Origin of the sequence: Sphaerimonospora sp. CA-214678 (assembly GCF_050942215.1) — a bacterium.
Taxonomy (GTDB): domain Bacteria; phylum Actinomycetota; class Actinomycetes; order Streptosporangiales; family Streptosporangiaceae; genus Sphaerimonospora.
In genome coordinates, this window is sequence record NZ_CP192056.1 from 1,259,082 (window position 1) to 1,281,292 (window position 22,211).

Here is a 22,211-nt window from a genome sequence, read left to right on the forward strand (position 1 = left end):
CATGCCCGCCTCAGCCGCCAGGTCCCGTCGCCGGACCCCGGGTCAGATCGCCCGGGGGGTGCGCAGGCGCGCCCGCCGTGCGGCGGGCAGGCTGCGGCGGAGCTGGCGGGGCTCGCTGCAGTTCCGTGTGGTCACGAGCACGCTCGTGCTGTCGATGACCGTTGTGGTGGTGCTGGGCGTGTTCCTCATGCAGTCGATCACGAAGTCGGTGCTCCAGGGGGCCCTGCAGTCGGCCAGGGAGGAGACGCAGGCCAACGTCGCGACGGCGAGCGGCTATCTCGTCCCGCCGCCGCCCGACCTGACCGACGCCATGCCGGGCGGCACGGAGGGGGAGGCCGGCGACCCGGTCGGGAAGGCGGCCCAGGCACTGGTCGATCGGTCCGGCGGGCGCTACGACATCGTCACCTTCAACGAGAGCAAGGTGGGCCAGCGCCGGGCCACCGGCGGCATCGATCCGGCGAGCGTGCCGGAAGCCCTGCGCGCGAAGGTGCTGCGCAGCGACGGGCTCGTCGAGCAGCCCACGAAGCTCCGCTATGTGGGCGACAGGCAGCCGGTCAGCGGCATCGTCATCGGCGCCCGGATCAACGGGACCTACGAGATCTACCACCTGTTCCCACTGGGTGAGGTCGATACCACGCTGCTCGCCGTGCAGCGCATGCTGATCCTCGCGGGCGTGGTGCTCGTGCTGCTGCTCGCCGGGATCGCCTCCCTGGTCACCCGCCAGGTCGTCACCCCCGTACGGCTCGCGCGGCAGGCGGCGGAACGGCTCGCGGCAGGACGGCTGGAGGAGCGCCTCAAAGTACGCGGGGAGGACGACCTGGCCCGGCTGGCCGCCTCCTTCAACGAGATGGCCTCCAACCTCACCCTGAAGATCCACCAGCTCGAGGAGCTGTCCCAGGTTCAGCGGCAGTTCGTCTCCGACGTCTCGCACGAGCTGCGCACCCCGCTGACGACCGTCCGCATGGCGGCCGATCTGCTGTACGAGAGCCGGGAGGACTTCGACCCGGCCGCCGCGCGGTCGGCCGAGCTCATGCAGAACCAGCTTGAGCGGTTCGAGTCGATGCTCGCCGACCTGCTGGAGATCAGCCGCCACGACGCGGGTGCGGCCACGCTCGATCTCGAGCCGGCCGACATGCGCGATGTCGTCCTGCGCGCGGTCGGCGACTCCGAGGCGCTGGCGGAACGGCAGGCCACCAGGTTCGAGCTGCGCCTGCCCAGTGAGCCCTGCGTGGCCGAGGTCGACAGCCGCAGGGTCGAGCGCATCCTGCGCAATCTGCTCTTCAACGCCATCGAGCACGGCGAGGGCAGGGAGATCGTGGTCACCCTCGGCGCCGACCGCGACGCCGTGGCCGTCGCCGTACGAGACCACGGAGTGGGGCTCAAGCCGGGTGAGGAGACGATGGTCTTCGACCGGTTCTGGCGGGCGGATCCGTCACGGGCCAGGACCATCGGCGGCACCGGCCTGGGGCTGGCCATCTCACGGGAGGACGCCGTGCTGCACGGCGGCTGGCTGCAGGCCTGGGGATCGCCGGGTGAGGGCAGTCAGTTCCGCCTGTCGCTGCCCAGGGTGGCCGGGGCTCCGCTCAGGGGATCGCCGCTGCCGCTGGTGCCGCCCGAGGTGGAGATGCGTCGCTCGTGGCGGGGGCACGGCACCCCGGTCCTGTCTCCGGCGGCCGGGGCGATCTCGGAGGTCGGCGTCGGAGCACGGGAGACCGCGGACGCGGGCGGTTTCGATGATTCGTAAAAGATCGACCTGGACGGGAGGCGCCCACCTCGCCAGGGAGCCCGGGCGATCCCGATCTTCCCCCGGACGCGCCTGCCGGCGCGTCACGGTGACGGCCACCGCGTTCGCCCTGCTCGCCTCGGGCGCCGGATGCACCACCGTGCCGACGAGCGGCAGCCCGCGCGTCGTGGCCGAGGACAGGGCCAGGGACACGCTCAGCCAGCAGTACGTCCGCATGATCGCCGAGCCCCCGCGGAAGGACGCCTCGCCGGAGGACGTCGTCAAGGGGTTCCAGGCGGCCACGGCGAGCTTCGACGATTCCCGCCTGACCACGGCCAAGCGGTATCTGACCGCCGACGCCTCCCGGAAGTGGAACCCCTCGAAGCAGACGAGGGTCTATGAAGAGGGCAAGATCTCGGGCCCGATGCGTACGCTCAAAGACGCCAAGGAAGCCACCGTCACGCTCAGGGGCACGGCCGTCGCCACCATCGGGCCCGGCGGCGGCTACACACCGGCGACCGGCGCGGTGGACGAGACGTTCCGGCTGGTCAAGGAGGATGACGGCCAGTGGCGGATCGCTCAGCTGCCCGACGGACGGCTCCTGTCGTCGGCCGACCTCCAGCGGGCCTACCGCCCCGTTGACCTGTGCTTCCCCCCGGCCACCCCGGTCAACGGCCTCGTCGTCGACCGGGTGTGGGTGCCGATCATTCCCGGCAGGGGGCTGCCCGAGACCCGGGTCCGCCGGTTGCTCGCCGGCCCCACCCAGCCGATCCAGGGCGCGGTCGTCAGCGCCTTCCCCAGCGGCACGGAACTCAACCGCATCACGGTCGAGGGCGGCGACACGCTCGTCGTCGACTTCACCTCGGCCGTGGAGTCGGTCTCCGACGACCAGATCGACACGATGAAGGCCCAGCTCGTGTGGAGCCTGAGGGAGCTGGTGACCGGCTTCACCGTCGAGATCCGCGTCAACGGCGAGCTCTTCCGCGGGACCGGCCTCCGCTTCAAGCTGTCGGACTACGCCCAGTTCGACCCCGATGTGGTGACGCCCCAGGCCCAGGCGTACTTCATGCAGGACGGCAGGCTGCACCGGGTGAAGGACAAGGGCGGCGGCGACCCGCTCCCGGGCGCGGCGGGCGAGCGGGACGTCGAGTTCCGGGCCCCCGCCGTCTCCGGGGACTACCAGCCCAGGATCGCGGCGCTGGCCAACGGCGACGGGGTCTACGTGACGGGTACGACCCCGGGGGACAAGTGGCAGCGATGGATCGCGGGCAAGGACCTCACCGGCCCCTCGTGGGACCGCTACGGATCGGTGTGGGCCGCCGAGATCAGTGAACCGGGCAAGACCCGGGTGTGGCAGGCGACCCAGGGGGAGGCCCGCCGGGTCGGCATCCCGCCCGAGTTGGCGAATGGCCGCCTGAGCGCGCTCCGGGTGTCGCGTGACGGCGCCCGGGTAGCGGTGATCATGGACGAGGGCCTCGGCACCACCGTGAAGGTCGGCACGGTCTTCCGGGTCGGCCAACAGATCAGGATCGGCAACGTGCGGACGCTGGTCGAGGCCCAGGACCGCCAGGAGATCAAGGCGATCGCCTGGCAGGACGCCGCCGACCTGCTCGTGCTCTCCAAGGGCAAGGGCGGCCAGGAGCTCGCCACCTGGTCGGTCATGGAGGGCATTCCGGTCGCGGCCCGGGCGATCAAGCTCGACGCCCAGACCGAGCTCGACTCGATCGCCGGAGCCCCCGATCACGTGCTGGCCGGAACGGACACGGACAAGGGCGAGCCGGGCCCGGGCCACGGCGAGGTGCGCACCTACAGCGGAGACAAACGGGAGTGGGCCGTGCTCGCCAAGGACGGCGCCGCCAACCCCGTCTACCCCCTCGGCTGACGCCGGGAGGCCGGGGCCGGGCGGTTCTGTCGGTGGCTCCTGGCATGGTGGGGCCGTGCTCGCGGCCTTTCTCGATCTCGTCCTCCCGCCCCGCTGCGCCGGCTGCGGCGAACCGGGATCGGCGGCCTGCCGCGCCTGTACGGCGGAGCTGCTGCGGAATCCGGCCGCCCGGCCGCCAAATCCACCGCCTGCGGGTCTGCCGGACTGCTGGTCGGCGACCACCTATGACGGCGCGGCCCGCCGCATGCTCCTCGCACTCAAGGAACGCGGCCGTACGGTCGTCGCCCCGGTCCTGGCCGTCTGCCTCGCCCGGGTGGTGACCGCGGCGCTTGAGGTTCGCACCGAGCCGCCCGACCGGTGGTCGCGGCCGCTGGCGCTGGTCCCGGTGCCGAGCGCCCGTGCCGCGTCGCGGAAGCGGGGTCACGACCCCGTCCGGGCCGTCGCCGAGGCCGCGGCGGCGGAGCTGCGCCTCCTCGGTCCGCCGGTCGTGTCGGTGCCGATGCTCCGGCAGTCGAGACGGGTGGCCGATCAGGCGGGGCTCAGCTCCGCGCGGCGTGCCGCTAATCTGTCGGGCGCGTTCGAGGTGGCGCCCGGCCGTACGGGTCTTCTGGCGGCGCTTCAGCGCCGGGGAGCCGTGGTCGTCCTGGTCGACGACATCGTCACCACCGGATCGACGCTGGCGGAGGCGGCACGGGCGCTGCGCCTGGCGGGTGCCGAGGTGCCGCTGGCGGTCACGGTCGCCGCCACCCCCAGGAGGACCGCAACCCGGCCGCCGGGACGGAACGGCCGCGTCCTGAGGCGCCCGGCGTGAGGAGACGCGTCACGACCGGGACGGCGTGTTGGCCGCGATCTTCGTGTAGCCCCCCAGGATGACGGACCATCCGTTCTGCGACGCGACCGCCTCCGACAGCCGTACGGCGCTGCCGCCGTGCCGTTCGATGTGTCGATGCTCGAGATCGACCCGGGTGTGCCCGGTGTCCTCGGTGAAGCGCACCTCCACCTCGCTGGCGTGGCCGGGGTCGGGGTCGTACTGCCACTGTCCGTTGATGTGCCACGTCACGACCAGCCGGTGCGGCGGCTCGAAGACCAGGACGCGCCCCCAGTCGCACTCGACGCCGTCCACGCTCCGCTCGTACCAGCGGCCGCCCGCCCGCGGCTCGAGGACCGTCTCCGCGATCTCCGTCGCGCCGATTCTGTGACTGCGTGGCCACCACGTGTCGAAGCCGTCGGTGAACACGCTGAACGCGCGCTCGATCGGCAGCGGCACCGTCACCGTGTGCCGTACCGGCTCGATGAAGTCGTCGCTCATGGTCGCTCCTCTTCTTGGTGATCGCCTTCCGGCGGGCCGTTCCGCTCCTGTGCGGCCAACCGCTCCGCCGTCTCCTGGAAACTCCGCAGTGCCTGGCCCCACATCTGGTCCAGATAGGCGTGGATCGCGTCGACGCCCTGCCGGTCGATGCGGTAGATGCGCCGGGTTCCGTCCGCCTGGTCGGTGACGAGACCCGCGTCCTTCAGCACGCGCAGGTGCTGGGACACCGCCGGCCTGCTGACCGGCAGTTGTTCGGCGAGCAGGCCGACCGCCTTGGGGCCGCGGGCGAGGCATTCGAAGATGGCGCGCCGTGTCGGGTCGGCCAGTGCGGAGAGCGCGGCGGCTCCGTTAGTTCCCACGAACCGTAAGTCTGTACTTACTGACTCTCCCTGTCAACGGGGTCTCGTCCGGGCGGTCTCGCGGTGATTGACATGCAGCCGTCCGGCTGCATATCTTTAGGTAGCCGGACGGCTGCATATTCGGAGTGGCGAGAGTCGGGGGCATGGACGAGGTGTTCAAGGCGCTGGCGGACCCCAGTCGCCGTCGGTTGCTGGACGGCCTCAACTCACGGAACGGGCAGACCCTGCGGGAGTTGTGCGCGGGCCTGGACATGGCCCGGCAGTCGGTCAGCAAGCATTTGGCCATCCTGGAGGCGGCCGACCTGGTGACCACGGTCCGGCGGGGCCGGGAGAAGTTGCACTACCTCAACGCCGCCCCGATCAACGCCATCGCCGAACGATGGATCAGCCGATACGACCGACACCGGGTTCACGCTCTGTCGGACTTGAAGAGAGCGCTGGAGGGCAGCCCGATGCACAGGCCCGAGTTCGTCTACACCACCTACATCAACACCACGCCGGAGCGGCTCTGGCAGGGGCTGACCGAGGCGTCATTCACCCGCCGCTACTGGGGTACGGCGCTCATATCGGACTGGCAGGTGGGCTCGCCCATCACATGGGAACACGCCGATGTGACGATCACCGATCCCGACCAGGTCGTCCTCGAGGCCGACCCCTACCACCGGCTGTCGTACACATGGCACACGTTCACCCGGGAGTTCGGTGAGGCCGTCGGCCTCGACGGCGAGACGCTCGCCGAGTTGGCGGGGGAGCGCCGCTCGAAGGTGACCTTCGAGATCGAAGATCTCGTGCAGTCGGTCAGGCTGACCGTGGTGCACGACGGCTTCGAACCCGGGAGCACCGTGCTGTCGATGATCGGCGAAGGTTGGCCGCATGTCCTGTCCGGCCTCAAGACCCTCCTCGAAACCGGTGAGGTCCTGCCGGCCGGCGCGGCCGAGCCGGGATCGCCGAAGGCGGCGAGTCCGAGATCCCAGCCGTCGCCGGATCGGCACGACACGCCGGGGGAGTAAGCCGACAGGTCATCACCGACAGTAAATATGGCTCAAAGTCGTACACGGCCGAAGACCGCACGTGCGTGCCGCTGCCGGCGCGACTCCCCTGGTCGGGGCCCTGGGAGAGGTGAGATCCCCGGCCGTTCCGGTCTCTTGGACGTACGTTTCACCGGTCCCATCCGAAACCCGGACAACGCAAAGTGATCGTCTGCCGGATCTCGTGGCTGACATTCCTGTCGGCAGCGGCTAGCGTGCAGACATGGCACCCGTTCGGGTCCGTGGTTGCACCGGGCCGACTCCGTTCAGGGGTCCGGCCTGGCTAGCCGATGCCAGCCGCAGGCGAAACGGTCCACGTAAGGCGACTCTTGGTCGACCGATCACGGTGCGGCTTAGAAGTAAGTCCTGCCCTCCCGGAAGGCCAGATGCCTCCCGTCAGAGGAGAAGGGCAGTAGTGGCGATTGAGCTGCGAACCCCTCAGCAGGCGAATGTGGGGACGAAGACCAGGTCGGCCGGACGGGTGCTTCGAGCGCTGTACAGAACAGTCGACGTGCGAAGGGGGGCTATGCGTGGAAATCATCGTCAAGGGACGGCACGCCGCAGTGAGTGACCGGTTCCGTGATCATGCGACTGCCAAGCTGGCCAGGATCGAACGGCTGGACAACAAGCTTATCCGCGTAGACGTCGAAGTTTCCGAACTACCCAACCATCGGCAGAGCGGTCATCGGGAGCGGGTGGAACTGACCGTGTACTCCCGGGGGCCCGTGATCCGCGCGGAGGCCTCCGCGGACGATCGGTTCGCCGCCCTGGACATCTCACTCGCCAAGTTGGAGGAGCGGCTGCGGCGGCTCAGCGGAAGGCGGAAGGCCCATCACGGCAAGAGCCTGCCCTTCTCGCTCGCCGATCTCGGCGTCGGCCTTCCCGCTGAGGTCGCCGAGAAGGCCGCCGCCCAGGTGGCATCGCCGGAGCAGGCGCCGGTGGCGGCCGCCGCGCAGCCGGCCGCACAGAAGGATCGGGGCGAGGACGGGGAGTCGATCGTCCCGATAGAGATGGACGGCGACGGCCCGCTCGTCGTCCGCGAGAAGTTCCACAAGGCCGAGCCCATGACGATCGATCAGGCGCTCTTCGAGATGGAGCTCGTGGGCCACGACTTCTTCCTCTTCCGGGACAAGGAGGGAGGACTGCCCAGCGTCGTCTATCGGCGGCGCGGCTACAACTACGGAGTCCTCAGGCTCGTCGAGGGCTGACGCTCCGCCTGGGCGCAGGTCGGACCATATCCAGGAGGTCCGGCCTGCGCTGCTGTCCCGGCCCGTTCAGCCGTACGGCCCATGCCCGGTCAGAAAGAGCGCACATCAACCATCCGGGTTCCGCACACACTCGGTGTCGCCGAGGATGTTGATGCCAACGGGAGAGTCACCTACTCCGGCGCTGATGCCACCCACACCTTTGCGTCTGGCTCCCGTGATGCGCTCCTCGATGTAGTTGATCTTCCAACCTCGCTGTTTCAGCGTGTCAACGACCTTCTGAAAGACCTCATCGGGATCCGGCTTGTCGGGGGCATCGCTGTGAACGTTGATATTGCTTTCCACGCTTGAGAAGTCGGTGCCGACCGGTCCACCGCATGGAACATCCTTTACTTTCACGACCACGAGAGGATCTGCGCCGGGGAAGACTGCTCGGATGATGGCCTTGGCCTCGGTGATGAAGACCTCACGGGACTGCTCGGGCGTCATCCTCGTCTCCGGTTCACTCGTGCAGGCGGTCATGAGTGTGAGCAGGGCCAGCACCGTGACGACGCCGCTGAGCGAGGTGGGGAATCTCATCGCGGGAAGGCTCCCCTGGTCGCGGTGAACACGACGGCCCGTTCAGCGAGCGGCTCGCCGGCCGCCGTGAGGGCCTTGCCGGTGATCTCGGCGACGTCGGCGGCGGAGAGGTAACCGCCGAGATCAGATTTCTTGAGCTCCTGAATGGCCCGGTCGATTGTGGTCTTCTGGTCGGTCTTCCCGTCGAGCGCATCCTTGATGACCGGCTCGAACGTTGCGGCGAGCTCGGCGGTCTTCCACTGCGGCACCCGATTCTGGAGCTCCCGGACCAGAACGCGCACGCCGCTCGCGCCGAACTGTTCGTCGTCCAGCCTCGGCGACCCTGTGAACGTCTGCACGCACCTACCATCGGTAACAACGGCTTGCAGATTGTGCAAGGCGGTGTTGTCAGCGATGTAATACTGCGAGTGCCCGGACGAGGCACCGGTGGCCAGCCGTTGGATGCCGGACAACTCGGCCGGATCCCTGCCGTGTGCCTCGGTATAGGAGACCACGTCTCCGGGAGCCCGCATGGCGAAAACCCGGGTGCCGGGGGCGAGCTTGAGATCGGCCGCGCTGTTGATGTTGGGGCCCAGGCCGGGACTGCCCATGAAGACCACCGAGTCGAACGGCGTGCCCTGCTGAAGTGCCTTGCTCGCTAGCAGAGTGCCGTAGCTGTGCGCGAACAGTGCGAACTTCGCCCCCGTGGCCGCCTCCAGCCCGGCCCGGAACGAGTGCAGGGCGGGAGCACCCGCCTCGGCCTTGGCCGGTAGCACGGAGTCGCCGAACTCGGGTGTGTCGTATCCCAGCCAGGTGATCACTGCCGTTTCCGGGAGATCCTTACCGGTCGACCGGTCGGCGATCAGGTTTTGCGCGTCTTTGAAGATGTCTCTGTAGTTGTCGAGTCGGTTGGTGATGCCGGGGACCATGACGGCGACGTTTTCGGCACTGGCGAGATCGCCGAAGACTTCAGCCACCCGGCCGTCGTCGGCGGGATCGAAGAGCAGGAACTGCCGGGGCTTGAGTTGGCCGTCGCCGGTCGTCCGGGGCTGGAGGAACTCCGCCATGCGGGCTACTCGCTGCTCAAGGATCTTCATCCGGGGGTTTGCGGGATCGGCCGTCTTCAACTCGAGCAGGTTTCGCTGCTCGTGCGCGAGGGCGCGCTCGATCAGGAGCCGATTGGCGGCATAGCGAACTTTCGCGGGAGCGCCGTCCAATCGGCCGACCACCCCGGGTTGATCGACGGCGAGCCAGGACCGTTCGGCAGTGGTCAATTTCCCGAAGAACTCGCGAATCGCCTGCGCCCGCTGTTCCGGGTCGGCCTTACCGCTATCGGCGATGAGAGATTTGAGGCCTTTCCTCAGTCGAGTTCTATCCTGACCGGAAATCGTGGTAATTGCCGTGGTGAGTCCGAATGTGGACAAAGAACCGAAGGGATCGCCACCTTTTTCCGCAGCTCGAGCGATGTCGGCGCGATTGCGCAGGTCGGCTGCGGTGTCGGTGGCCCACTTCAGTACGGTCACCAACTGGTTCGCCCCCGACTGCCCCACGAACTGGCAGGCCTGGGCATAGTACTGCTCCGCGAGTTGCCGTCTGTCGATGAGCAGCTTGGCCAATTGTTCGAGCTCGTCCGCGTCGACCACCCGCTCTGGATCCACGACACAAGAACCTAGCCGTTGTTTACACGATGTGGAAGCATTCTTGCACGCCGGTGTCGATCGGATAGGAAACGGGGATGTCGCTGAATGACGATTTGGCCCAATTGGCATACGAACACGAGGATCTAGCCGAGGCCATCGACGGGGTGCTGAAGCCTGTCAGCGACGCAGTCAGCCGGATGCGGTGGAAAGGTCCCCACCACGACAGGGTGCGAACAGAGCTCGGCGCGATCACGCGGACCGTCGATGCCGTCACCGGTGGGCTGCGCGAGCGGGCGAGGCTGCTCCGGCGCGCGGCCGTGACGATCCCCGACCCGATGTTCGCTGGTCAGCCGGTGTTCGTCCAGTTGCCGGAGCTTCGAGACGATCTGCTGAGGCAGCGCGATGAACTCTTGAAGAACCTCCGGCGGCAGCTGACTCCGATGGGTCCGGCCGTCTCAGCGGTGTTCGCCGAGCACGGCGTCGGGTGACCGGGGGCCGCACCTGGGCGGGTGGAGGCCATGTCGCACCGACGAAGATCCGCATCTCGTCCAGAACCGTGTAATGATGACGGTCAGCGCGTTGCCCGTGAAGCTTTGCGGGAAAGTGTTTAAGCGTCCTTGGCCCCCGCGAGGAGGTTTCGTGACCCGATCCGACGAGGTTGCCAGTGTGGCCGGTCGCGGCGAGCCGATCCGTGTGCTGATCGTCGACGACCACGCGCTTATCCGCCGCAGCCTTGAGCTGGCGCTGGCCGCGGAGGCGGACATCGAAGTCGTAGGCGAGGCGAGCGACGGCCGTGAGGCGGTCGAACTGGCCGACAGGCTGCTGCCCGATGTGATTTTGATGGACGTCCGGATGCCCCGGCAGGACGGCATCGAGGCGACCCGGGCCATCAAGGAATCGGTGCCGAGCACCCGCGTCATCATGCTGACGGTCAGCGACGAGGAGGAGGACCTCTTCGAGGCGATCAAGGCGGGCGCCACCGGATATCTGCTCAAGGACGTCCAACTCGACGAGGTGCCCGACGCGGTGCGCGGCGTGCATGAGGGACAGTCGCTCATCAACCCCGCGATGGCGGCGAAGCTGATCTCCGAGTTCGCCACCATGAGCCGCAAGGAGGCCGAGCGGCCGCCGCAGCTCCCGGTGCCGAAGCTGACCGATCGCGAGATGGAGGTGCTCCGCCTCGTCGCGAAGGGCATGAACAACAGGGAGATCGCCAAGGAGCTGTTCATCTCCGAGAACACGGTCAAGAACCACGTGCGCAACATCCTGGAGAAGCTGCAGCTCCACTCGAGGATGGAGGCCGTCGTCTACGCGGTGCGTGAGCGTCTGCTGGAGATCACTTAGGTCCCGCTGCGCCGTGGCCCGGCCGGCGTCCGCTCCTTTCCGGAGGGCACCCGTAGGGTCCTCCCGCCCCTGCCACGCATCCACCCGGGCTCGCGCTTCGCGACAGCGCACTGCGCTCCCTGGTCGCCGACGCACATGAGGTGAGGTCCTCGCCCGGGGCCCGCTCGTCACCCGATCTCCACGACCCGGCGGACGACTGCCAGGCCGGCTGTGTCGTGATTTCTCGCCAGGTCGCTGAGCACGACGTGGTCGGCCCGCAACGGCACGCCCGAGATCGGGCTGCCGACGCCTGGCGAGGCGCGCTGATCCGCCGGTGGCTTGAGACGTTCGTGGCTCAGCCGCCGAGGATGCTCCGTCGCCGTGCTCGGCCGGCCATCGGCGAGCACGCCGCTCGAGGACTACGATGGTCGTAATGTCCGACATCTTGGTAAGGCGAATCTGATGGCCACTTCCCGTAACAGGGGCCCCGCGACCACGGTCGACGCTGTCGCGGCGGCCATCGTGGACGGCATCAAAGCCGGTCGCTTCGTGCCCGGTCAGCGGCTTGTCGAGTCTGACCTGACCGAGGAATTCGGGGTCAGCCGGGGCTCGCTGCGTGAGGCGTTCGGGCGGTTGGCGGCTGACGGGCTGCTCGTGATCGAGCCTTATCGTGGTGCCCTGGTGCGGAAGATGAGCCGAGAGCAGGTCTTCAGCCTGTTCCAGGTGCGTGAGGCCCTTGAGGGGCTGGCGGCACGTCTCGCCGCCGAGCAGATCGATAAGGGCGACAACCGCAGGCGCCTGGAACAGGTGCTGGACGAGGTGTGGCGGCATCGTGAGCTCACGGACGTGCCCGGCTACATGGACGTCAACGCGAGATTCCATGAGGTGATCGTCGAAATCAGCGGGAACGACATGCTGGCCAGGATCGTCGGTCAACTTCAGGTGCAGGCCTTCCGGCTGCTCCATCGCCTCTTGGCCGACGCGACCGGCAAGGCTCAGTCGATCCACGAGCACCAGGCCGTCGCCTCGGCCATCCTGGCGGGTGACGCCGAAGCGGCGGAACGCGCGATGCGTGAACACGTGCGGTCTTCGATCCGGCATGTGCTACGGGACGAGCACGCGTTCCGCGGCCCGGCGAATATCCGCGATCAGTTGATGCGGTGATCGCGCAGGCGGCGTTGAACGGGCGTGGCTCGGAGCGCTGAGAGCCCGAAGACGCGGCGAAGCGGCCGGGCGGCCATGCCGAGCCCCGGTCGCGCGACTACCTGTGGCCGACGAGCGGTCGTGTGATCGGCATTCCCGGAGTCCGGCTGAGTGGCCTCCCGGCGGCTGTGGCAGCCGCTGACGGATCTCCACATCACCAGGTGTTCCAACTCTTGCTTCCCTCTGTGTTCGCGGTTATTGTCCTACAAAACTGTTGGAGAATAAAGAACGAGGGGCTGTCATGCGGACTGTGGCCGTCAGCGCCATCCCGCCCGAGTCGTTCGCGAATCATCGAGGCGACGGGATCGCGTTCCAGCGCTTGCTGAAAGGCACGGAGGGATCACCGGACAACTTCGAGCTGTCGCTGGTACAGATCGACGAGCGGTACCGGACGCCGCGGCACCACCACAACTTCGACCAGATCCATCTGGTTCTTCAAGGTCGGCACCAGTACCTGCGTGACCGGATCATGCCCGCCGGCACCGTGACCTACTTTCCCGAAGGCACCTACTACGGACCCCAGGTCGGGATGGGGGCGACGATCCTCGGCATCCAGATGGGCGGCTCCACGGGGACCGGGTTCATGAGCTACGACCAGCTGGCCGCAGGCAACCGGGAGCTCGCTGAGCGCGGCACGTTCGAAAACGGCATCTTCCGTTATGTCGACGAGAGCGGCCGTCATCGCAACCAGGACGGTTACGAGGCGATCTGGGAGCACGTCCACGGCAGACCGGTGGCGTATCCGTCCGCGCGCTACGACCACCCGCTCACAATGTGGCCGGAGCATTTCGCCTGGGTGCCTTCGGACACCGAGGAGGGGGTGGCGCACAAGCATCTGGCGACGTTCGGGGAGCGGCGCACCGACGTCGGGTTCATCCGCGTCGCGGGCGAAGCGGCCCACGAGGTCGCCGCCCGGCCGGCCGCCAGAATCCACTACGTGACCAGTGGGTCCGTGAGCTGCGGGGCCGAGGTTCTGCCGGCCGGGACCGCGATCTATCTCGACCGCGGAGAAAGCGCGACCTACCGCGCGCAGGAGGACACCGAGATCTTCGTCATCGGCCTGCCGACGTTCGCGTAGAGCCCGATTACCGACGTAACCACGAATTAGGAGGAAAATCATGACTAACCTTTCGGTCAACCACGCCCTCACACTGGTCCAGCGGGTTCTCGACACGGCGGGCGCCCAGTCGGTGCCGGTGGCGGTCGCGGTCGTCGACGTCGGCGGCCATGTGGTCGCCGCGGCTCGCGGGGATGGTGTGGGCTTCGTGGCGGCTGACTTCGCCCGCCGCAAGGCGGTCGCCGCCGCCAGCTTCGGCGCTCCCACCCACGCGGTGGCCGAGAGCTTCGCTCAGGACCCCAGGTTGACGGTGGCCTTCACCGGTTCATCGGACGTATCGCTGCTGCCGGGCGGCTTCCCGGTGATCGTTGACGGTGTCTGCGTCGGCGGCGTGGGCATCTCCGGCGGTCACTACAGCCAGGACCAGGCCGTGGGGGAGAAGGCCCTTCAGGAGTAACAAGCCGGACAGGCCCCTTGAACCAGGGGGAAACGGTCCCGTACGTTGTCCTACAACTTTGCCGGTCGATACCCTGGGAGGTCGCCGTGACAATCACCAACCCCATGCCGCAGATCGGAAACAAGGGAATCCCCAGGGAAGGGGAGGGTGGATTCTCGCAGTGCTGGTTCCCGGTCGCGCTGAGCAGCGAGGTCGACAAGGGCCGGCTGGTCGGCCGGGAGTTCCTCGACGGAAGAGTCGTCGTCTATCGCGGGGCCGATGGCCAGGCCCGCGTGCACAGTGCGTACTGCCGGCACCTGGGTGCCGACCTGTCCGTCGGCGATGTCCAGGGCAACGACGTCCGGTGTGCCTTCCACAACTGGCAGTACGGCCCGGACGGAATGTGCAGCAAGATCCCGGCCAGCAGCAAGCGCATCCCCAGACAGGCGCGCCTCTTCACCTACCCGGTGGCGGAGACCATGGGTCTGATCTGGGCGTTCAACGGGACGGAGCCGCTCTACGACCCGCCGGCCTTCCCCACTCACCCCGTCGAGGACCTGGTCTTCCAGGTGCAGGAGACGCGGCGGTGGAAGGTGGACCCCTACATGCTGCTGACCAACTCCATGGACTTCCAGCACCTGCGGGAGTTGCACGGGATGAAGATGGAGCATGATCCGGCCGACATCGTCATGGAGGGTTACCAGTACGAGTACGAGGTCGAGGGCGAGCTCCCCAATTTCGGCTGGCTCCATCAGCGCGTGCGCTGCTTCGGCGACAACTCCATCACCCTGACGATGACCACCAGGGAGGGGGCCGAGGTCATGGGTGCGTTCTCCGGTACGCCGGTTCCCGGCGGCTGCCGGGGCTTCAACGTCCAGGCCACCACCAGGAGCGACGGCACCCCCGAGGGTGACGCCAAGACCGAGCAGATCCTGTTCATGAGTCAGGCGTTGATGGTCCAGCTCCAGGACGAAGACGCGCCGGTGATGGACACGATCCGTTTCCGTGAGGACGTGCTGATCGACGCCGACCGCGCACTCGGCAAGTTCTTCCGCTATGTCCGTGACTTCCCCCGCGCCCACCCCGGCGACGGCTACATCAACTGATCTGTGCCTACGTACGAAGGGAATGTGCCATGGCACTGTTCTTCAGCAAGGAGTGGGTCGCCGAGGTGGATGCCGCGATCCAGGCATCGGAGGAGGTCGCCAGGGCCGCCGTCGGCAAGAACATCGTCTTCGAGCAGACGGCGACGGACTCTCCGCACGGTGAGGCGGCGTACCACATCGTGATCGCCGACGGTGCCGTACGTGCGGTCTCCGGGCGTGCCGAAAATCCGACCATTTCGATTACCGGCCCCTGGGATGTCCACGTCAGCATCAACAAGGGCGAGATCTCGCCGCCGGTGGCCCTGCTCACCGGAAAGGGAAAGCTGTCCGGTGACAGGATGAAGCTGATCAGTGAGCGCAACCTGTTCGCCACCATCCACGCCGGCACGATCGCGGTCCGGACGGAGTACTGATCGTGGATCACCAGCGTATGCCCGCCTGGGAGCCGCACCCCCGTGCGGAAGCCCTCGTCACCGAGTTGCTGGACGAGGTCCTGGCGCGCAGCCGGCGGGCACGGGCTCTCGCGGACGACCTGCGCGGGAGCTGTGGGGTACGGCTGCGGGACCTGATCGACCACGTGCTGGTGCCGCGTGACTGGGCGCGGCGCTTCCAGGACGCCGGCTGGGAACGGGTCGAGTCCGGCGTACGGCGGCACCGGGGCGGCCGGTTCCCGGCGGTCCTGGACGGCAACCGGGACATCGAGCTGGCCATCCGGGTCGAGTCGGTCGCGACGTTCGTCGAAGCGCAGGGTCTCGACGCCCGGGTCGTGGGTGAGGTGCATGCCCCGTACCGCTTCGCAGACGTCCTCCGCGGCGACGGCGTGCTGATCAGCGTCGTGGAGCGCAACGGGTTCCCCGGGTTCGACCTCTCCGCTGCCGGACCGGAGCTGATCCGGGCGGCTCAGATTCATCAGCAGACGCTGCGAACCCGGCGCAGGCAGTTCGCGCATCCGCTGGACGGCTTCGATCACACCGAGCGTCTGGTGCGGGCGGCGATCGATGACATCGGCCGTCACTGGACGTGCGACCTGTTCCTGCGGGCGGAGCGGGAGTACTGGATGGTCCGCTGCGAAGCCGGCCGCATTCAGAAGCAGCGCCAGGACGCCGCCGGGATCGGCTGGTCCAACATCGACCACCACACCTACGACGCGTCCCGGCAGTACTTCGACCGCACGATCAAACTGCTGGAGATGCTCGGGTACGAATGCCGCGAGCTGTTCTACGCCGGGCACCAGGCGGGGTGGGGCTCGCAGATCCTCGAGCAGCCGGTGATCGGAAGCACCATTTTCGCCGATATCGACTTGGCCCCGCACGAGCTCGACTTCGACTTCGCGCACACGGCGCTCGACCCGCTGGAGAGACACCGCCGGGCCGGGCTGTGGTGCGCGATGCACGGCGAGTCGATGCTGGAGGCCGGGCTCAACCACGTGGCGGGGCTGTACGACCAGCGGGAACTGCGCAGCCAGCTGCATGGTCTGGGCATCGTGATGATGAAGCCGTTCTCCGACCTGCCCCACCTCTACCAGGAGCTCACCGCCGGCCAGTGGCTGCCGGTGGACCCCGATCACGTGGACGCCCTGGAACGGGAAGGCCATCTCGACGCGCAGGAGGCCGAGAACTTCCGGTTGCGCGGCGCCATCGGCTGCCATCTGGAGAACATCGAGCGCAATGACGGGTTCAAGGGCTTCAACCAACCCGGTATCGACGAGGTCCTGCAGGTCATCGATCCCCGGCGAACCGTCGGCGTCACGACGGCGGGGTAGGACACGACCACTGCGGACAGGCACGGGAGGCCGTGACGGAGATCAGACGCCGGTCGTCTCGTCGTCCACCGGCACCAGGGCGCCGCTGAATTGGGCGGAGTGGAGCCGGTAGTACGCGCCCCGGGCGGCGAGCAGTTCGTCGTGGGTGCCGTACTCGACGATGCTGCCCGTCTCCATGACCAGGATGAGGTCGGCGTCCCGGATGGTGGACAGCCGGTGAGCGATGACGAAGCTGGTGCGGTCCGTACGCAGCGCCGCCATCGCGTGCTGCACCAGGACCTCGGTCCGCGTGTCCACCGAGCTGGTGGCCTCGTCCAGGATGAGCAGGGACGGGTCGGCGAGGAAGGCGCGGGCGATCGTGATCAGCTGCTTCTCGCCCGCACTGATGTTGCCGCCCTCCTCATCGATCACGGTGTCGTACCCATCGGGCAGCGTGCGGACGAACCGGTCGACGTGGGCCGCCCGTGCCGCGGTCTGGATCTCCGCTTCGGTGGCCCGCGGGTCGCCGTACGCGATGTTGTCGCGGATCGTGCCGCCGAACAGCCAGGTGTCCTGCAGGACCATGCCGATCTGCGAGCGCAGGTCCTCGCGGCGCATCGCGGTGATGTCGACGCCGTCGAGGGTGATGCGACCCGCGTCCAGCTCGTAGAAACGCATGATCAGGTTGACCAGCGTGGTCTTCCCCGCGCCGGTCGGGCCGACGATCGCGATCGTGTGCCCGGGCTCGGCCACCAGCGACAGGTCCTCGATGAGGGGCTGCTCCGGGTCGTAGCGGAAGGACACCTGCTCGAACTCGACGCGGCCACGCCGGGTGGCGGGCAGCACAGGATCCGCCGGGTCCGGCTGCTGCTCCGCCGCGTCGAGCAGCTCGAAGACCCGCTCGGCGGACGCCACGCCCGACTGCAGCAGGTTGGCCATCGAGGCGACCTGCGTCAGCGGCTGGGTGAACTGCCGGGAGTACTGGATGAACGCCTGGACGTCGCCCAGGCTCATCGACCCGGTGGCGACCCGTACAGCGCCGACGACGGCGATGGCCACGTAGTTGAGGTTCCCGACGAACATCATCATCGGCATGATGATCCCGGAGATGAACTGGGCGCCGAAGCTCGCCTTGTACAGCGCGTCGTTGCGCTCCCGGAAGACCTGCTCGACCTCGGGCCCACGCCCGAACACCTTCACCAGCTCATGACCGGTGAACGCCTCCTCGATGTGGGCGTTCAGCGTGCCGGTGTTGGCCCACTGCGCGACGAACTGCTTCTGCGAGCGCTTGGCGATCTGCCCGGTGATGAGCATCATGATCGGGATCGTCACCAGAGCGATCACCGCGAGCAGCGGAGAGATGACGAACATCATCGCCAGTACGCCGATCACGGTGAGCAGTGAGCTCAGCAGCTGGCTCAACGTCTGCTGCAGGGTCTGGGACACGTTGTCGATGTCGTTGGTGACCCGGCTGAGCAGCTCGCCGCGCGGCTGGCCGTCGAAGAACTGCAGCGGGAGCCGGTTGATCTTGTCCTCGACGTCGGCCCGCAGCCGGAACACGGTGCGCTGGGTCACGTCGTTGAGCAGATAGCCCTGCAGCCACATCAGGGCCGATGCCGCGAGGTAGAGGCCGAGTGCCCAGGTCAGTGCTGTGGCCAGCGCGCCGAAGTCGATGCCCTGCCCCGGGACGATGTCCATTCCCGCGAGCATGTCGGCGAAGTTGTCGTGGCCCGAGGCGCGCGCGGCCTGGACGGCCTGCTCCTTGGTGGTTCCGGCGGGCAGCTGACCGCCGATCGCCCCGTTGAAGATCACGTCCGTCGCGATGCCGAGGATCTTCGGTCCGATGACGGAGAACACCACGCTGATCACGGCGAGGCCGATCACCGCCAGGACCCTGGCGCGTTTGGGGCTCAGCCGCCGGAGGATCCGCCGGGTGGAGGGCCAGAAGTCCATCGACTTCTCCGCCGGCATCCCGCCGAAGCCCCCGAAACCCCCGCCGAGGCCGCCCCTGGCCGGGCGCGGTCGTGGAGTGGGTGCGGGTGCCGGGGAGGCCGAGGACGCGGTCGATGCCGGAGGCCGGTCGCTCATGCCGCACTCTCCTCGGTCAGCTGGGATTCGACGATCTCGACGTAGGTCGGGCAGGAGCCGAGAAGTTCCTCATGGGTGCCGACGCCGGCGACGAGGCCGTTGTCCAGGACGATGATCTGGTCGGCGTCGACGATGGTGGAGACTCGCTGGGCGACGATGATCACGGTGGCCTCGGCGGTGTACGGGCGCAGCGCTGCGCGCAACCGGGCGTCCGTGGTCAGGTCGAGGGCGGAGAACGAGTCGTCGAACAGGTAGATCTCAGGCTTTGCGACCAGCGCCCGGGCGATCGAGAGCCGCTGCCGCTGACCGCCGGACACGTTCGTGCCGCCCTGGGTGATCTGGGCCTGCAGACCCTCGGGCATCGCCTCGACGAAGTCGCGGGCCTGGGCGACCTCCAGCGCCTCCCACAGCTCCTCGTCGGTGGCGTCGGGGTTTCCGTACCGAAGGTTGCTCGCGACCGTTCCGGTGAACAGGTACGGCTTCTGCGGCACCAGGCCGATCCGTCCCCAGAGCATCTCAGGATCGAGGTCGCGTACGTCGACGCCGTCGATCAGCACGGCGCCCGAGGTCGCGTCGAACAGCCGGGGCACCAGGGAGACCAGCGTCGTCTTGCCCGACCCGGTGCTGCCCACGACGGCGGTGGTCTGCCCCGCGACGGCGCGGAAGGCGATCCCGGACAGCACCGGAGCCGCCGCCCCCGGATAACGGAACTCCACGTCGCGCAGCTCCAGCTCGGCTCGGCGGTCCACCCGCCGTACGGGCCGCTCGGGTGGCCGCACCGACGACTCGGTGTCGAGCACCTCGCCGATGCGCTCGGCGCAGACGGCGGCACGAGGGATCATGATCGAGATGAAGGTGGCCATCATCATCGACATGAGGATCTGCAGCAGATACATGAGGAACGCGGTGAGGGAGCCGACCTGCATCTCGCCGCTGTCCACCCGAGCGGCCCCGAACCACAGTACGGCGACGCTGGAGGCGTTGAGGATCAACATCACGGTGGGGAAGATGAGCGCGGTCAGCCGCCCGACGCGCAGCGCGGTATCGGTCAGCTCGTCGTTCGCCTCGGCGAACCGGCGCGTCTCCTCACGTTCCCGGACGAAGGCGCGCACCACGCGGATTCCGGAGAGCTGCTCGCGCAGCACCCGGTTGACCGCGTCGATGCGGACCTGCATGGCCCGGAACTGCGGAACCATCCGGGAGACGAGCAGACCGATCGAGAGCAGCAGCACCGGGACGCAGACCAGCATGAGCCAGGACAGCCCGACGTCCTGACGCAGCGCCATGATGATGCCGCCGATGCCCATGATCGGCGCGGCGACCAACATCGTGCAGGTCATCACCACGAGCATCTGGACCTGCTGCACGTCGTTGGTGTTGCGGGTGATCAGCGACGGCGCGCCGAAGTGGGCGACCTCGCGTGTCGAGAATTCGCTCACCCGATGGAAGATCGCGGACCGGACGTCCCGTCCGAACCCGGCCGCCACCTTGGCACCGTGGTAGACCGCCGCGATCGAGCAGGCGATCTGCACGAGGGACACGGTCAGCATCCAGCCGCCGGTGGTCAGGATGTAGCCGGTGTCGCCGGTGGCCACGCCCCGGTCGATGATGTCGGCGTTCAGGCTGGGCAGGTACAGCGAGGCGATGGTGCCGATCAGCTGGAACAGCACCACGGCGGCCAGCGCCGACGAGTACGGCCGCAGGTGGGTGCGGAGCAGTCGGCTCAGCACGGCCGCACCCCGGCGGAGGCCGCACGACAGGAGATCCGAATCACGCCGAAAACGCTATATGATCGATTGATTACTCACGCGCGATTTTTTCCGTTGAGCGCGGCTCGCAGCGGTCCTTCGAGCTCCGGCGAGGTGATCCGCTCGATCCGGACGTCCGTACAGCCCACCCAGCTCGCGGCCTCGAACAGCGCGTCCCGCATGCCCGCGACCGCCGCCCTGCGACCGGCCGCTGTACGGCTGACGCCGGGCTCGAAACCGACCTGGCGGGCGACGAGCGTGCGGCCCTCCCGGGCCGGATCCACGCGGCCGACGATCCGGCCGCCGACCAGCACCGGCATCGCGAAATAGCCGTGGACCCGTTTGTCCCTGGGCACGTACGCCTCCAGCCGGTGGCTCAGCCCGAAGATCCGTTCGGTACGCGGCCGATCCCAGATCAGCGAATCGAACGGCGACAACGGCGTGGTCCGGTGGCGTCCGCGCGGCTCCGTCTCAAGGGCGGCCGGATCCGCCCAGGCGTTGGGGGCGCCGTCGCCGCCCGCCCGCGCCCCGGCTCCGGAACCCCGCCGGGCGGGCGGCCATCCGGCGACCCGTACCGGCATGAGACCGGCGGCACCGCTCAGCAGGGCGTCGTCGAGCAGATCGGCGTACCTCCCCTTCACCCGGGTGAAGTCGGCCAGGTCGGCCCGGGTCGCCACGCCCAGGGAGCGGCCGGCGATCGCGGTGAGCCCGGCGACGCACTCCGCGTCGGTGGGATTCTCATCCAGCAGATTTGCGGGGATCACGCGCTCGGCCAGGTCGTAGACGCGGCGCCAGCCGACCCGCCGGGTGCAGACGACCTCGCCGACGTCGAGCAGGAACTCGATCGCGATCTTGGCATCGGACCAGTCCCACCAGGGGCCGCCGTTGCGCGCTCCGCCGATGTCGGCGGTGGTGACCGGTCCCTCCGAGCGGACGAGCTCAAGGACCTTGTCGACGGTCGGCGGCACCTCGTGCCAGCGGAACCGCCGTTCACGGTAGGCCCGGCGGCGGAAGCCGTACAGGGGCCACTGTTCGATGGGGAGGATGCAGGCGGCGTGACACCAGTATTCGAAGGCACGGGGCGGAAGGGGCGGTGCGCTGTGCCAGTAGGCGCGCTCCACCTCCGCCCGGCCGACAGGGCCGAGCCGGGCGTACGCGACGAGCTCGTGCGAGCGCGCCAGCACCGAGATGGTGTCGAGCTGGACGGCACCCACCCGCCGCAGCATGGCGGACACACCGCCGCCGCGCGTGCTCGCGCCGAGGAATCCCTGAGCACGCAGAATGATCCTGCGGGCCTCGTCCGAGGTCAGATCGGTCACGCCTGAAGATGCTAAACGGGGCGACCGACAAAATGCCTCGGCGGTTCGCCGCCGATCACGGCACGGTGAGCCGGGTCGTGATCGGCCGGGCCCGGAGCGTACGGCGGCTCAGGCGCGGGGATGCTCGAAGGGGGAGTGATGCTCCTGTGCCTCGATCTCCCTGGGGGCGTCTACGATCACGTCTGAGAAGATGTCGACGGCGAGGGCGAGTAGGCCGCCGACCGCGCAGATTCCCGCGCCGACCCAGACGAGCACCCAGTTGGGGCCGATGGTGAGGGCGATCCCGCCCACGAGAAAGCCGATGAGGATCGTCGTGACGGCGAACCACGATTTGGGGCTTCCCGCGTGGCTGCCTTGGTGTCCGCTCTGTGCCATACCCCGTTTTCTACCTGATGAGCGCCATGGTCGGCACATCGGGGGAACCCTTCGGGGGTTTTCCTCGTTCTAAGTCATGCGAATGCGGCACGCCGCTCCGGCTCATTGGCG

Annotated in this window: 21 protein-coding genes; 13 read left to right on the top strand and 8 right to left on the bottom strand. The window is 68.2% G+C overall.

What is annotated here, in order from left to right; all coding sequences use genetic code 11:
- Position 1: 1 nt before the first annotated feature.
- The 3 genes from mtrB to ACQP1K_RS05940 all read left to right on the top strand — a co-directional run bounded on the left by mtrB (position 2) and on the right by ACQP1K_RS05940 (position 4,416).
- A complete protein-coding gene (gene mtrB / locus ACQP1K_RS05930; protein WP_433499856.1) occupies positions 2 to 1,744 on the top strand; it encodes an MtrAB system histidine kinase MtrB in 1,743 nt (580 codons plus the stop codon).
- 88 nt (positions 1,745 to 1,832) lie between these two features.
- Entirely contained in the window at positions 1,833 to 3,605 is a 1,773-nt protein-coding gene (locus ACQP1K_RS05935; RefSeq protein ID WP_433499857.1) for an LpqB family beta-propeller domain-containing protein, read from the top strand.
- Positions 3,606 to 3,660: 55 nt separating this feature from the next.
- Positions 3,661 to 4,416, top strand: coding sequence for a ComF family protein (locus ACQP1K_RS05940; RefSeq protein ID WP_433499858.1), 756 nt, complete (start codon positions 3,661 to 3,663; stop codon positions 4,414 to 4,416).
- Positions 4,417 to 4,425: 9 nt separating this feature from the next.
- On the opposite strand, the gene ACQP1K_RS05945 is transcribed toward ACQP1K_RS05940, so the two are convergent.
- A complete protein-coding gene (locus ACQP1K_RS05945) occupies positions 4,426 to 4,914 on the bottom strand; it encodes an SRPBCC family protein (protein ID WP_433499859.1) in 489 nt (162 codons plus the stop codon).
- The gene (locus ACQP1K_RS05950; protein WP_433499860.1) at positions 4,911 to 5,273 is read right to left on the bottom strand and encodes an ArsR/SmtB family transcription factor; all 363 of its coding nucleotides are present in this window, start codon (positions 5,271 to 5,273) and stop codon (positions 4,911 to 4,913) included. Before ACQP1K_RS05950 ends, ACQP1K_RS05945 begins: the two co-directional genes overlap by 4 nt.
- 143 nt (positions 5,274 to 5,416) lie before the next feature.
- Here ACQP1K_RS05950 and ACQP1K_RS05955 point away from each other — a divergent pair, with 143 nt between their 5' ends.
- Together ACQP1K_RS05955 and hpf are read left to right on the top strand one after the other, a co-directional pair.
- A complete protein-coding gene (locus tag ACQP1K_RS05955) occupies positions 5,417 to 6,283 on the top strand; it encodes an ArsR/SmtB family transcription factor (RefSeq protein ID WP_433499861.1) in 867 nt (288 codons plus the stop codon).
- A gap of 548 nt (positions 6,284 to 6,831) precedes the next feature.
- On the top strand, positions 6,832 to 7,509 hold the full coding sequence (gene hpf / locus ACQP1K_RS05960) for a ribosome hibernation-promoting factor, HPF/YfiA family (RefSeq protein ID WP_433499862.1): 678 nt from the start codon (positions 6,832 to 6,834) through the stop codon (positions 7,507 to 7,509).
- Positions 7,510 to 7,614: 105 nt separating this feature from the next.
- Here hpf and ACQP1K_RS05965 read toward each other — a convergent pair whose 3' ends face one another.
- Positions 7,615 to 8,085 carry a hypothetical protein gene (locus ACQP1K_RS05965; RefSeq protein ID WP_433499863.1) on the bottom strand — a complete coding sequence of 157 codons (471 nt, stop codon included), beginning with the start codon at positions 8,083 to 8,085 and terminating at the stop codon, positions 7,615 to 7,617.
- A complete protein-coding gene (locus tag ACQP1K_RS05970) occupies positions 8,082 to 9,722 on the bottom strand; it encodes an alpha/beta hydrolase (RefSeq protein WP_433499864.1) in 1,641 nt (546 codons plus the stop codon). The genes ACQP1K_RS05965 and ACQP1K_RS05970 overlap by 4 nt, the downstream gene beginning before the upstream one ends.
- A 77-nt stretch (positions 9,723 to 9,799) precedes the next feature.
- On the opposite strand from ACQP1K_RS05970, the gene ACQP1K_RS05975 reads away from it, so the two are divergent.
- From ACQP1K_RS05975 to ACQP1K_RS06010, 8 genes are all read left to right on the top strand, one after another.
- Entirely contained in the window at positions 9,800 to 10,192 is a 393-nt protein-coding gene (locus tag ACQP1K_RS05975; RefSeq protein ID WP_433499865.1) for a hypothetical protein, read from the top strand.
- Between the two features lie 151 nt (positions 10,193 to 10,343).
- Positions 10,344 to 11,048: a response regulator gene (locus ACQP1K_RS05980; protein WP_433499866.1), complete on the top strand. Its 705-nt coding sequence runs from the start codon at positions 10,344 to 10,346 to the stop codon at positions 11,046 to 11,048.
- A gap of 360 nt (positions 11,049 to 11,408) precedes the next feature.
- Entirely contained in the window at positions 11,409 to 12,191 is a 783-nt protein-coding gene (locus tag ACQP1K_RS05985) for a GntR family transcriptional regulator (protein ID WP_433499867.1), read from the top strand.
- A 280-nt stretch (positions 12,192 to 12,471) separates the two neighbouring features.
- Positions 12,472 to 13,308: a hypothetical protein gene (locus ACQP1K_RS05990; protein ID WP_433499868.1), complete on the top strand. Its 837-nt coding sequence runs from the start codon at positions 12,472 to 12,474 to the stop codon at positions 13,306 to 13,308.
- Positions 13,309 to 13,348: 40 nt separating this feature from the next.
- Positions 13,349 to 13,744: a heme-binding protein gene (locus ACQP1K_RS05995; RefSeq protein ID WP_433499869.1), complete on the top strand. Its 396-nt coding sequence runs from the start codon at positions 13,349 to 13,351 to the stop codon at positions 13,742 to 13,744.
- Between the two features lie 86 nt (positions 13,745 to 13,830).
- Positions 13,831 to 14,829, top strand: coding sequence for a Rieske 2Fe-2S domain-containing protein (locus ACQP1K_RS06000; protein ID WP_433499870.1), 999 nt, complete (start codon positions 13,831 to 13,833; stop codon positions 14,827 to 14,829).
- A 29-nt stretch (positions 14,830 to 14,858) separates the two neighbouring features.
- On the top strand, positions 14,859 to 15,242 hold the full coding sequence (locus ACQP1K_RS06005; RefSeq protein ID WP_433499871.1) for an SCP2 sterol-binding domain-containing protein: 384 nt from the start codon (positions 14,859 to 14,861) through the stop codon (positions 15,240 to 15,242).
- A 2-nt stretch (positions 15,243 to 15,244) separates the two neighbouring features.
- Positions 15,245 to 16,591 carry a hypothetical protein gene (locus ACQP1K_RS06010; RefSeq protein WP_433499872.1) on the top strand — a complete coding sequence of 449 codons (1,347 nt, stop codon included), beginning with the start codon at positions 15,245 to 15,247 and terminating at the stop codon, positions 16,589 to 16,591.
- Between the two features lie 42 nt (positions 16,592 to 16,633).
- On the opposite strand, the gene ACQP1K_RS06015 is transcribed toward ACQP1K_RS06010, so the two are convergent.
- The 4 genes from ACQP1K_RS06015 to ACQP1K_RS06030 all read right to left on the bottom strand — a co-directional run bounded on the left by ACQP1K_RS06015 (position 16,634) and on the right by ACQP1K_RS06030 (position 22,100).
- Entirely contained in the window at positions 16,634 to 18,658 is a 2,025-nt protein-coding gene (locus ACQP1K_RS06015) for an ABC transporter ATP-binding protein (protein ID WP_433499873.1), read from the bottom strand.
- Complete coding sequence (locus tag ACQP1K_RS06020) at positions 18,655 to 20,388, bottom strand: ABC transporter ATP-binding protein (RefSeq protein ID WP_433499874.1); 1,734 nt, start codon at positions 20,386 to 20,388, stop codon at positions 18,655 to 18,657. The genes ACQP1K_RS06015 and ACQP1K_RS06020 overlap by 4 nt, the downstream gene beginning before the upstream one ends.
- A 74-nt stretch (positions 20,389 to 20,462) precedes the next feature.
- Positions 20,463 to 21,725, bottom strand: coding sequence for a winged helix-turn-helix domain-containing protein (locus ACQP1K_RS06025; protein WP_433499875.1), 1,263 nt, complete (start codon positions 21,723 to 21,725; stop codon positions 20,463 to 20,465).
- Between the two features lie 108 nt (positions 21,726 to 21,833).
- A complete protein-coding gene (locus ACQP1K_RS06030; RefSeq protein ID WP_433499876.1) occupies positions 21,834 to 22,100 on the bottom strand; it encodes an HGxxPAAW family protein in 267 nt (88 codons plus the stop codon).
- Between the last annotated feature and the right edge of the window lie 111 nt (positions 22,101 to 22,211).

Coding starts and splice junctions, on each gene's coding strand:
- ACQP1K_RS06015 (WP_433499873.1), bottom strand. CDS start 18,658: ATGAGCGACCGGCCTCCGGCATCGACCGCGTCCTCGGCCTCCCCGGCA.
- ACQP1K_RS05955 (WP_433499861.1), top strand. CDS start 5,417: ATGGACGAGGTGTTCAAGGCGCTGGCGGACCCCAGTCGCCGTCGGTTG.
- ACQP1K_RS05945 (WP_433499859.1), bottom strand. CDS start 4,914: ATGAGCGACGACTTCATCGAGCCGGTACGGCACACGGTGACGGTGCCG.
- ACQP1K_RS05965 (WP_433499863.1), bottom strand. CDS start 8,085: ATGAGATTCCCCACCTCGCTCAGCGGCGTCGTCACGGTGCTGGCCCTG.
- ACQP1K_RS06030 (WP_433499876.1), bottom strand. CDS start 22,100: ATGGCACAGAGCGGACACCAAGGCAGCCACGCGGGAAGCCCCAAATCG.
- mtrB (WP_433499856.1), top strand. CDS start 2: ATGCCCGCCTCAGCCGCCAGGTCCCGTCGCCGGACCCCGGGTCAGATC.
- ACQP1K_RS06005 (WP_433499871.1), top strand. CDS start 14,859: ATGGCACTGTTCTTCAGCAAGGAGTGGGTCGCCGAGGTGGATGCCGCG.
- ACQP1K_RS05995 (WP_433499869.1), top strand. CDS start 13,349: ATGACTAACCTTTCGGTCAACCACGCCCTCACACTGGTCCAGCGGGTT.
- ACQP1K_RS05975 (WP_433499865.1), top strand. CDS start 9,800: ATGTCGCTGAATGACGATTTGGCCCAATTGGCATACGAACACGAGGAT.
- ACQP1K_RS05990 (WP_433499868.1), top strand. CDS start 12,472: ATGCGGACTGTGGCCGTCAGCGCCATCCCGCCCGAGTCGTTCGCGAAT.